The following is an 11,070-nucleotide window of genomic DNA, read 5'->3' on the forward strand; positions in this document are numbered from 1 at the left end:
AAAAAGACGGGTCGGTTACTGATATACTTTCTCCCCCCGGAGGGGTAGCCCCGGGGGCAGTAAACACCGCTTTCAAGCCGTATATCGACCGATCACGCCCCGCGAGCGTTCCCACGGGGTTTATAAATGACGCCGACGGTACGTAGACTCATGCGGGGGTTCTACATCGGCCGGTATCAGCCGTTCCACCACGGCCACCGGCACATGGTGGAAGAGATCGCGGCGGAGGTCGACGAGCTCGTCTTGGGGATCGGCTCCGCCGGCGACTCTCACACCACGCGGAACCCATTCACCGCCGGCGAGCGCGTGATGATGGTGACGAAGGCGGTTGAGGAGCTCGACGCCACCACCTACGTCGTCCCGATCGAGGACCTCGACCGGAACTCCGTGTGGGTGAGCCACGTCCAGAGCATGACCCCGCGCTTCGACGTGGCTTACTCGAACAACCCGCTCGTGGTCCGCCTGTTCGAGGAGGCGGGCGTCGAGGTGCGCCAGTCGCCGATGTTCCGCCGCGACGTGCTGGAGGGGACCGAACTCCGCGAGCGCATGATCCGCGGCCGGGAGTGGGCCGACCTCGTCCCCGACCCCGTCGTCGACGTGATCCGCGAAGTCGACGGCGTCGAGCGCATCCGCCGGATCGCGGAGACGGACTCGAACGGCGGCGAGCCGTCCGACCTGTAGCGCGGCGATCCGTGTAAAGAGGGCTGATCGCCTCGGACCGCCGATCGCGGACCGACCGCCGATCGCTTCGAAGCCTCGGCGCCGACTCCGACGCTCCGGCCGCCTGCTCGTGGACAGATACGGAGACCGGCGACGACGACGCCCGTTCCATTTAACCCCGCGCCGCACGCGGGTTCCGGTATGATCACGCTCACCTCGGACTTTGGGTCGCCGTACCCCGCCGCGATGAAGGGAGTGATTCGCCGGCACACTGACGCCGAGCTGATCGATGTTGCGCACGATCTGCCGCGCGGGGACCCCCGGGCCGCCGCGTTCTGGCTCCGGTTCGTCCTCCCGGAGTTCCCGCCGGCGGTCCACTGCGCCGTCGTCGATCCCGGCGTCGGCACCGACCGGGACGCCCTCGTCGTCCGGGCCGGCGCGCACGTCATCGTCGCGCCCGACAACGGGCTCGCGATGCCGCCGGCCCGCGCGCTGGCGGCCGACGAGTCGGATGTCGAGGTCTGGTCCATCGCGGTCGACGACCCCGCGAGCGAGACGTTCCACGGCCGCGACGTGTTCGCGCCGACCGCGGCCCGCGTCCGGACGGCGCTCGACGACGAACTGACGGCGTCGGACGGGGAGCCCGCGGTCGACGCGGTCGCCGAAGCGCTCGCGGGGATCGACGACCTCGCGCCCGCGAACGACCCCGTGGACGTCCACTTTCCCGAGCCGTCGGTCGAACGCGACGCGGGCGAGGCCGAGAAGGACACCGACGCCGAGGACGGCACCGACAGCGAGGACGGTACCGACGACGAGGCCGACACCGGCGACGTGGTCGCCGTTGACGGCGAAGTGCTCGCGATCGACCGGTTCGGCAACGTGATCACCAACGTCCCCGGCGAGCTTGTCCGCGGCCGGGACTGGGTCCGCGTGAACGGCGACCTCACGCCGGTCGCGGAGACGTTCGGCGCCGTCGACCCCGGCGAGCGTCTCGTCACGGTCGGGAGCCACGGCTACGCGGAGTGTGACGTGAACGACGGCCGGGGCGACGGCGCGTTCGACCTCCGACCGGGCGACGCGGTCCGGTTCGTTCCCGACAGCGTCAGCCTCTGAGTCCAAAAAACCGGTCTACAGCTCGACGCCGGAGGGAATCAGGCTCTCGCTGCGGAGCAGGTTCCCCTCCTGGTCGTACACGAGGAAGGTGTCCTTGTCGTAGGCGACGAGGCGCTCGCCGTCGACATCGATCTCGACGCGGTACCGCGCGTCGCCGTCGTCGGTCGCGTCGCGCGCGGCGTGGATGAACGGGAGTACGTCCGTCGCCGTCTCGTTGAGTTCGAGGATGAAGTCGCCCGTGTATCGGTTGGTGACGCCGACGACGCCCTCCGGCTCGTCCGCCTCGTCCAGCGGCTCGCGGAGCCGGAAGGCGACGTCGATCTGGTCGGCCGCGAGCAGGTCGTCGTCCGTCTCGACGATGATGTCCTCGCTTTCGCCCCCCGAGAGTCGCTCGCGGAGGAGATCCTCCGGACCGTGGAAGTCGATCCGCACCAGCGGGGGCGACTGGGAGCCGGCGTCGTTTCCGACGCCCTCGACGGTCAACTCGAAGTAGTCACGCCGCATTTCCTATCAGATGCTTTGCGGTCCGGCCGTATCAACGTAACGGGCGGAGCGGCGGCGCGGAACCGACGATACTCGGGCGTCCGCGCCGCGCCGGGACCGGATCGGCACTCGGTCGGGACCGCGGCGGCGGACCTCGATGTCGGTCCTGATAATCGTCGGGGGTAGTTTAACTTCCCCCCGCCTCTAGGGCACCGTATCCATGGCGAGCGAGGCCGGCGAGAGCGACCTCGGCGACCGGATCGAGGCCCTCCAGCGGCGGCTCTCCCGGACGTGGGAGCTGCTTCAGGGGTCGACGCTCGACGTCCGGCCGTTTCGCCCGGGCGAGGACGGCCCGCTCGCGTCGTTCGTCGTTCCGGAAGACGAGACCGAAGTCGACCGGTACTGGGTGAACGCGCCGTACGCGTACGTCGTGATCACCTACGACGACGCCGAGAGCGAACACCGCTACTACGCGGTCGAGCCCGAGCTCGACGCGTTCGAGCGCGAGCTCCTCGACCGCGTCGTCGACGACATCCGCGATCCGCTCCTCTACCGCGAGGGGAGCGGCAAGACCGACGAGGAGACGCTCAGGACCGAACTCGAGACGCTGCTGGAGGGGTACGGCGTCGAGGCCGAGATGGACACGTTCCACGCGCTGGTGTACTACCTCTACCGCGACTTCCGCGGCTTCGGGAAGGTCGACCCCCTGCTGAACGACCGCCACATCGAGGACGTCTCCTGTGACGGCTACGACCTCCCGATCTTCGTCTACCACGACGAGTACACCGACATCGAGACGAACGTCTCCTTCGGACAGGAGGCGCTCGACAGCTACGTGATCCGGCTCGCGCAGCAGTCCGGCCGCCACGTCTCGGTCGGCGACCCCATCGTCGAGACGACGCTCCCCGACGGCTCACGCGCGGAGCTGGCGCTCGGCGAGGAGGTGACCCCGCGCGGCTCGGCGTTCACGATCCGCCAGTACGCCGAGGACCCGTTCACCCCCGTCGACCTCGTGGAGTACGGCACGTTCTCCGTCGAGCAGATGGCGTACTTCTGGCTCTGTATCGAGCACAACAAGAGCCTCATCTTCGCGGGCGGCACCGCCTCCGGGAAGACCACCTCGATGAACGCGGTGTCGATGTTCGTCCCGCCGCGGGCGAAGGTGCTCACCATCGAGGACACCCGCGAGCTCTCGCTGTACCACGACAACTGGCTCTCGGCGGTCACCCGCGAGCGCCGGTACGAGGGGACCGACATCGACATGTACGACCTTCTGCGGTCGGCGCTGCGCCACCGCCCCGAGTACATCGTCGTCGGCGAGGTGCGCGGCGAGGAGGCGATCACGCTCTTCCAGGCGATGAACACCGGTCACACCACGTTCTCGACGATGCACGCCGACTCGATCGAGACCGTGATCAACCGGCTGGAGAACGAGCCGATCAACGTGCCGCGCGCGATGGTTCAGTCGCTCGACATGCTGTCGGTCCAGACGCTCACCCGCGCCGACGACGAGCGCGTCCGCCGCGCGAAGACGATCGGCGAGATCGGCGGTATCGACCAGCGCACCGGGGAGCTCGACTACTCCTCGGCGTTCGAGTGGCGGCCGGACTCCGACACGTTCCGGCGCAACGACTCGTCGCTGCTGGAGGAGATCGCCGACGAGCGCGGCTGGTCCCGGTCGGAGCTGCTCCGCGAGGTCCGGCGCCGCGAGCGATTCCTCGAACTCCTCTCCGCGCTCGGCATCGACGACTACCGCACGTTCACCGCCCTCGTCAACGAGTACTACGCCGACGCCGACCGCGTGATGGAGAAGCTCGACGAGCGCGCCGCCGCGGCCGACGGCGTCGACCCCGACGAGTTCGCGGCCGAAGACGCCTCGCCGGGCGGCGGCACCGACCGCGGCCCCGACGCCTCCGACGGCGACGGCGCGCGCGCCGGAGACGCGGGATCCGACGCCACGGACCGATGATCGAGTACCTCCCCCTCGTCGCCGCGGTCGCGGTCTGTCTCGCGCTCGCGCTGCCGCTCGTCGACGACCGGGCCGACCTGTTCGTCACCCGCGTCGCCCTGTCGGCGTTCGGCGACTACGTCGGCGAGAACGAGGCGCGGCGGCAGGCTCAGCGCGACCGAATGCGCGCGGCCCACGTCGCCGGCACGACGCACCGCGTGTACGCCTCGCGGACCCTGTTGTACGCCGCGGTCCTCGGGGTCGCCGGCAGCGTCATCGGCGTGTACGCGGCCGGCGCGCTGCTCGCCGCGCTTGACGTCGGCGAGGCCGCGATCCGCGCGGCGCTCCCGGGGTCGGTCGAGTTCGTCGCGGTCGTCGCGCGGCTCGCCGACCTCGGGCTCGGTCGGCTGTTCGTCCTGCTCGCGGTCGTCTCCGCGACGGTCGGCTCCGGCCTCGCGCTCGGCGCCTACCTCGCTCGGTGGCAGTTGCTCGACCAGCGCGCCGCCGCGCGGGCGGCGGAGATCGACGCCACGCTGCCGCGGACGGTCGCGTTCATGTACGCGCTCTCGCGCTCCGGGATGGCGTTTCCCCGGGTGATGGACACGCTCGCGGAGAACGAGGAGGTGTACGGCGAGGCCGCCGCCGAGCTGTCGGTCGCGGTCCGCGACATGAACGCCTTCGGAACCGACGCGCTCACCGCGCTCCAGCGCATCTCCCGGCGGACGCCGAGCGACGACCTGGCCGACTTCTCGGAGAACCTCGCGTCCGTCCTCGGCACCGGGCAGTCGGTGTCGGAGTTCCTCAACGACCAGTACGAGCGCTATCAGGCGGAGGCGGAGGCGAAACAGGAGCAGTACCTCGAACTGCTCTCGACGTTCGCCGAGGCGTACGTGACGGCGCTGGTCGCGGGCCCGCTGTTTTTCATTACCATCCTCGTCGTCATCGGGCTCGTCTTACAGGACACCCTCCCGCTCCTCCGCGTCGTCGTCTACCTCGGCGTGCCGCTCGCCACCTTCGGCTTCGTCGTCTACGTCGACAGCGTGACGCAGGGCGTCGGCGGCACCGAGACCGTCGCGGAGTCGTCGCTCGCGGACCCGGACACCCCCTCGGTCACGGGCGTGCGCCACGCCACGGACGAGCCCGGCGACCGGGGCGACTCGCCGCGGTTCGACGGGGGAGCGGCCGCCGAGAGCGGCGCGGGCGGTTCCGGGGCGGACGGCGCCGGCGCGGGCGGTACCGGAGCGGACCGCTGGGCGGCGAGCCGGGAGCGGCTCCGCGTGTACGACCGCCTCCGGAGCGTGCGGCGGCTGGTCGCGTCGCCGGTCGAGACGGTGCTCGCCTCGCCGCGAACGGTGCTCCTCGCCGTCGTCCCGGCCGCGGTCGTCGGGCTGCTCGTCTTCGCGTTCCCGGTCACGCTCGGGACGCCCATGGAGATGATCGACCAGGTCGACGGCCCGCTCGTCGTCGCGACCGCCCTCGTCCTCGCGGCGTACGCGGTCGCCTACGAGTTCGGCAAGCGCCGCGTCCGCCGCGTCGAGTCCGCGGTGCCGGACTTCCTCGACCGGCTCGCCAGCGTCAACGAGGCGGGCACCGACGTGGTCGGCAGCGTCCGCCGCGTCGCCGACTCGAACCTGGAAGCCCTGACGGAGGACCTCCGCCGGACGCGCCGAGACATCGACTGGGGGGCGGACGTCTCCACGGCGCTGCGCCGGCTGGAGCGACGGGTCCGGTCGCCGATGACCTCCCGGGCGGTCGCGCTCGTCACCAACGCGATTCAGGCGAGCGGGGACGTGGGTCCCGTCCTCCGGATCGCGGCCGACGAATCGCGCGCGACGTGGGCGCTCCGGCGCGAACGCCGACAAGTGATGTTAACGTATCTCATCGTCATCTACATCTCCTTCCTCGTCTTCCTCGGGATCATCGCGGCGCTGTCGGTGTCGTTCATCCCGGCCATCGAGGCGGCGGGCGTCCCGGGGACGGGCGGCGGACTCCCCGACACCGGGAGCGGGGTCTCCGGCGGACCCGGCGGGATCACGGACGGGATCGGCGACATCGACGTGGCGGTCTACGAGCAGCTGTTCTTCCACGCCGCGTCGATCCAGGCGGTCTGCTCCGGGTTCGTCGCCGGACAGCTCGGAGAGGGGTCGGTCCGCGACGGCGTGAAACACGTCGTGGTGTTGCTTGCGCTCACGCTCGTCGCGTTCGCCGCGATCGGGGCGGTGTGAGGCGTCCGGTCGACATATCCCCGTCGCGGCCGAGAAGCCGGTATGGACCCGCAGCCGACCGGCGATCCGCAGTCGACGTACGACCGCATCGCGACCCACTTCTCGAAGACGCGGCAGTACGCGTGGCCCGAGGTGGAGTCGTTCTTAGAGGGTCGGTCGGGGGGGCTCGCGCTCGACGTCGGCTGCGGCAACGGCCGCCACACGGAGGCGCTCGCGGCGCGCACCGAGACCGCGGTCGGCCTCGACCTCAGCCGCGGGCTGCTCGCCGAGGCGACGGCCCGCGCCCGCGACCGGGGGTTCGCCGACGCGACCGCGTTCGTCCACGGCGACGCGACGGCGCTCCCGGTCCGCGACGGCGCGGTCGACCTCGCCGTCTACGTCGCCACGCTCCACCACCTCTCGCCGCGGAGCGCCCGCGTCGAGAGCCTGAACGAGCTGGCGCGCGTCCTCGCGCCCGGCGGCGTCGCGCTCGTCAGCGCGTGGAGCACGGCCCACGACCGGTTCGACCGCGACGAGGGGTTCGACACGACCGTCGACTGGACGCTGCCGGGCGGCGAGACGGTGCCTCGGTACTATCACATCTACTCGCCCGCGGAGTTCGAGACGGATCTCGGCGAGAGCGCTCTCGAAACGCGTCGAACGGAGCTATCCAGCGGGAACTGTTACGCGGAAGTCGAGCCGGAACGCCCCTGATTATCACAGACAATATCGACGGGGGTGGATTAAAGGGTCCCTGCCGACCGCCTGCTGGTAATGGCCGACACCTTCCTCGAACGGGTCCTGCGTCGGGTCGCGCCCGACGCGGTGGCTCGGAGTTACCTCGCGAAGTTCCTCGTCGCCCTCGTCGTCGTTGTCCTCGCGATCGGCGCCGTCGGGGCCGTCACGTACGCGGAGACGACCGAGCAGCTCGAGTCGAGCGCCCAGAGCGACTACACGGCCGTCGCGGAGCTGAGCGCCACCGAAGCCGGCGGCTGGACCGCCGACCGGCGCGGGACCGTCGCGGAGGCCGCTGACAACGACATCTACAGCGAGGACTCGGCCGCCGTCGCGGCGTATCTCTCCTCGCATCTGTCTCGGGCGAGCGACGGCGTGCTTGCGTTCCACTACATCGACCCCGAGGACGGCGCGGTACTCGCGTCGACCGACGAGGCGGGCGGGAACGGTGACCGAGCGGAGACGCTCACGAGCCAGCAGTGGTTCGACGACGGGCTCCTGCTCGGCGACACCGTCACCACGACGGCGACGTACGAGGTCGACGGCGAGCGCCGGGTCGCCTACGTGGCCGGGACGCCGAAACGAAAATACGTGGTCATGGAGGTCTCGCTCGGCTCGCTCGTCGGCGACTTCCGGCAACCGACGGACGGCACGTTCACGTCGATCGTCGAGACCGACGGCGAGATCGGCGCGAGCGATCGCGACGGCGTCGCGGGCGAGCGGTACGACGAACCGGTCCGGTCGCAGCTCTTCGACCGACAGAACCCGATCGGGTCCGTCCCGTCGGCGACGCTCGAACTCGCCGACGGCGAGCGGTACTTCGTCGCCTACGCCCCGGTTCCAACCGAGGCCTGGTACGTCGCGGTCCACGTCCCCCTCTCAGAGGCGTACGCGCTCTCGGGGATGATCGGGCGGAACCTGCTCCTCATCGTCGGCGTCGCGGTCGTCGGGCTCGGGCTCATCGGCGTGACGCTCGGCCGGGGGACCGTCGTCGAGCTGAACCAGCTCCGGGCCCGGGCGTCGGCGCTGGCCGACGGCGACCTCGACGTCGACTTCGACACGGCGCGGCGCGACGAGTTCGGCGACCTCGCCGGGGCGTTCGCGACCATGCGGGACTCCCTGCGCGAGCAGATCGAGTCGGCGGAGACGCAGCGCGAGCGCGCCGAGGCGGCGAAGGCGGAGAGCGAGGCGTTCGCCGACCGCCTGGAGTCGCGGGCGGGCGACTTCGGCGAGACATTGGCCTCCTGCGCCGACGGCGACCTCACGGCTCGGCTCGACGCAGAGCCGGACGACCCCGAGGCGCTCCGCGCGATCGCCGCGGAGTTCAACGACGCGATGGACGAGCTGGAGGCCACGATCGCGGAGGTCGACGCGTTCGCGGTCGAAGTGGCCGACCGGAGCGACGCGGTCACCGACGGCACCGACGAGGCCGCCGCCGCCGGCCGGGAGACGAGCGACGCGGTCGACGAGATATCGGCCGGGGCGGAGCGGCAGAGCCGTCAGCTGGCCGAGGTCGCCGGCGAGATGGAGGACATGTCGGCGACCGTCGAGGAGGTCGCCGCCTCCGCGGACGAGGTCGCGAGCACCTCCCGGCAGGCCGATGCGCTCACCGAGGAGGGGCGCGAGGCGGCCGCCGACGCCGTCGACGAGCTCCACGCGATCGAGTCCCGCTCGGAGTCCGCCGCGGAGACGGTCGAGCGGCTCGAGGCCGAGATGGCGGAGGTCGACGCGATCGTCGAGACGATTTCGGAGATCGCCGACCAGACGAACCTGCTCGCGCTCAACGCCTCGATCGAGGCCGCCCGCGCGGGCGAGGCCGGCTCCGGCTTCGCGGTCGTGGCCGAGGAGGTCAAGTCGCTCGCCGAGGAGACCCAGGCGTCCGCCGCGGAGGTGGAGTCGCTGATCGAGAGCCTCCGCGAGCGTACCGACGAGAGCGTCGACGAGATGGCCGCGATCCGCGAGGGCGTCGACGACGGGGTCGACGTCGTGGAGGACGCGGAGGACGCGCTCGCCGAGGTCGCCGACCGCGTGAGCGAGGCCGACGACGGCGTTCAGGAGATCTCCGGCGCGATGGACGCGCAGGCGCAGTCGGTCAACGAGGTGACCGGCGCGGTCGACGACCTCGCGGGCGTGAGCGAACAGACCACCGCCGAGGCGACCACCGTCGCCTCCGCCGCCGAGGAGCAGGCCGCCACGCTCGGCGAGGTGTCCGAACAGGCGCACGACCTCCACGAGCGCGCCAGCGACCTGCGGGAGATGACAGAGGGCTTCGAGGTCGACGCCGAGGCCGGGGACGACGTTGTCGGGGGCGCGGACGGCGATTCGGTCGGCGAACCCGCCGCCGGCAGATCGGGCGAGACGGGCGAGACGGCGTTCACGTTCGGCGCGGACGAGGAGCCGTCCGACGCCGCCCCCGCCAGCACCGACGGCGGCACCGCTCACGGAACTGGAGAGCTAGGCGAGCCGCACGCCGACGACTCGGCGTAGCCGGAGACGGCTCTCAGCGAACGTTAGAACGAAGGAAAGTGGTCGTCGTCGCCCGCGGCGACGAGCACTACCGGTGACGTCGCGGCCGGGTGCCTCGCTTCTCAGTCAGCCATCGTCTCGTGGCTGACGCCCCGGTCCTCGGGGAGCGGCGCCACGAACCGGTAGGCCGCGTACAGCCCGAGCACCACGAGGCCGGCCAGCACGAAGCCGGTCCGGATCTCCGGGCTGATCAGCGGCATCGCGGTCACCTCGCCCGCCTCGTTCGTTATCGGGGCCGGTGCGAACGGTTTGCCGGTGAACGTCTCGACTAGTCCGAGGACCACGATGCCGAACAGCATCAGTCCCGCGCTCAACGCCCGTGCCGTCTTGTCAATGGTGTCTGTCATAGTGAATCACCTCTTAACCGAGCAGGTACCGCAGCTTGGGGTTCTGCTTGACGAGCGCCGTCTGTTCGAGGAGCGCGTCGAGCCCGTAGTACCGACCGGCCGCGAGCACGATCACGGTCATGAACAGGAACAGGCCCATCAGGTCGCTGTTGACGACGCCGTGACCGAAGCCGGCGTTCCCGACCCAGAACAGGACCATGAAGATGACCCCGCCGAACGCGGCCAACCGGGTGAACGCCCCCGCGATCAGCGCGAGGCCGATGAGCGTCTCGAACAGCGGCACGCCGGGCTCGATGAGCCACGCGAGGTTGTTCCCCATCCAGACGGGGATGCCGCCCAGCGCGGTGCCGGTCATGCCCTTCATGTACGACGGCCCGTAGGTGAACGCGAACCCGTTCTCGATGATCTTGGTGACCCCGGCGTGGAAGAACCACCACCCGGTCACGACGCGCAGGAACGCGATCCAGTAGGTCGCCCACGGTCCCTCTAGGGCGAACTCGACCTCGCCGACCAGCGGATTGCTCGATTGGTATGACATCGGTGTCACCTCACGGATGTACGTTGGGTTGGTACACACATATGTACCGTACAGGGTTCTAAGCGGCTGAAAAGCGTTCTAGAGCGCTGGGACACGTCCGCAGTATCGTGGCTCTTTAACTATACATACCCGGATCGGCGCCGGGAATCGTGTTCGAGCCCCGTCAGAACACGGAACGCTTATGAAAGTCGTTCCGCCTACGTGTAGATGCGTCATCGACCGACGCGAGCGCCGGTGGTCTAGTGGTAGGACCTGAGCCTTCCAAGCTCATGGCCCGGGTTCAAATCCCGGCCGGCGCATTTCTCGAACGAACTCAGCTTTGAACGTTAGCGTCGGCTGTTGAGTGAACGAAGAGGTGATCAATCTCTTCCATCAGGTCGTCGACGCTACGATCATCGTTGTCTCGAACCCACGAGAGAAGGTTGTAAACGGCTTCTTTCAGCGAGTGTTCGAGGTTCGCTCGAAGCGATGACGCTTTCGAGCGAACCGTCCCCAAGGCGCTCGATTCGGGATCAA

General features: G+C 70.0%; 9 protein-coding genes, 1 tRNA gene and 1 pseudogene. 7 read left to right on the forward strand and 4 right to left on the reverse strand.

All coding sequences use genetic code 11. The features are described from left to right. The first annotated feature begins 150 nt into the window (after window positions 1-150). Together B9G38_RS00925 and B9G38_RS00930 are read left to right on the forward strand one after the other, a co-directional pair. Window positions 151-681: a nicotinamide-nucleotide adenylyltransferase gene (locus tag B9G38_RS00925; protein WP_086216397.1), complete on the forward strand. Its 531-nt coding sequence runs from the start codon at window positions 151-153 to the stop codon at window positions 679-681. Window positions 682-861: 180 nt separating this feature from the next. Beyond that, the gene (locus B9G38_RS00930; RefSeq protein ID WP_086219172.1) at window positions 862-1,773 is read left to right on the forward strand and encodes an S-adenosyl-l-methionine hydroxide adenosyltransferase family protein; all 912 of its coding nucleotides are present in this window, start codon (window positions 862-864) and stop codon (window positions 1,771-1,773) included. A gap of 15 nt (window positions 1,774-1,788) precedes the next feature. On the opposite strand, the gene B9G38_RS00935 is transcribed toward B9G38_RS00930, so the two are convergent. Then, complete coding sequence (locus B9G38_RS00935) at window positions 1,789-2,277, reverse strand: DUF5793 family protein (protein ID WP_049932784.1); 489 nt, start codon at window positions 2,275-2,277, stop codon at window positions 1,789-1,791. Window positions 2,278-2,476: 199 nt separating this feature from the next. Here B9G38_RS00935 and B9G38_RS00940 point away from each other — a divergent pair, with 199 nt between their 5' ends. The 4 genes from B9G38_RS00940 to B9G38_RS00955 are packed head-to-tail and all read left to right on the forward strand — an operon-like array spanning window position 2,477 to window position 9,630. Then, complete coding sequence (locus tag B9G38_RS00940) at window positions 2,477-4,225, forward strand: type II/IV secretion system ATPase subunit (protein WP_086219173.1); 1,749 nt, start codon at window positions 2,477-2,479, stop codon at window positions 4,223-4,225. After that, window positions 4,222-6,429, forward strand: coding sequence for a type II secretion system F family protein (locus B9G38_RS00945; RefSeq protein WP_086219174.1), 2,208 nt, complete (start codon window positions 4,222-4,224; stop codon window positions 6,427-6,429). Before B9G38_RS00940 ends, B9G38_RS00945 begins: the two co-directional genes overlap by 4 nt. A gap of 42 nt (window positions 6,430-6,471) precedes the next feature. Further along, a complete protein-coding gene (locus B9G38_RS00950; protein ID WP_049932778.1) occupies window positions 6,472-7,122 on the forward strand; it encodes a class I SAM-dependent methyltransferase in 651 nt (216 codons plus the stop codon). A 60-nt stretch (window positions 7,123-7,182) separates the two neighbouring features. Then, entirely contained in the window at window positions 7,183-9,630 is a 2,448-nt protein-coding gene (locus B9G38_RS00955) for a methyl-accepting chemotaxis protein (protein ID WP_086219175.1), read from the forward strand. Between the two features lie 101 nt (window positions 9,631-9,731). Here the strand turns inward: B9G38_RS00955 and B9G38_RS00960 are convergent, their stop codons facing one another. Beyond that, window positions 9,732-10,016: a hypothetical protein gene (locus tag B9G38_RS00960; RefSeq protein WP_086219176.1), complete on the reverse strand. Its 285-nt coding sequence runs from the start codon at window positions 10,014-10,016 to the stop codon at window positions 9,732-9,734. 13 nt (window positions 10,017-10,029) lie between these two features. Continuing rightward, a complete protein-coding gene (locus tag B9G38_RS00965) occupies window positions 10,030-10,554 on the reverse strand; it encodes a DoxX family protein (RefSeq protein WP_049932775.1) in 525 nt (174 codons plus the stop codon). 228 nt (window positions 10,555-10,782) lie between these two features. On the opposite strand from B9G38_RS00965, the gene B9G38_RS00970 reads away from it, so the two are divergent. Beyond that, window positions 10,783-10,853 (forward strand) — tRNA-Gly (locus B9G38_RS00970). Between the two features lie 14 nt (window positions 10,854-10,867). Here B9G38_RS00970 and B9G38_RS00975 read toward each other — a convergent pair. Continuing rightward, window positions 10,868-11,070: pseudogene (locus tag B9G38_RS00975) on the reverse strand (IS701 family transposase); the annotation flags it as partial.

The organism is Halorubrum sp. SD612 (genome assembly GCF_002135005.1).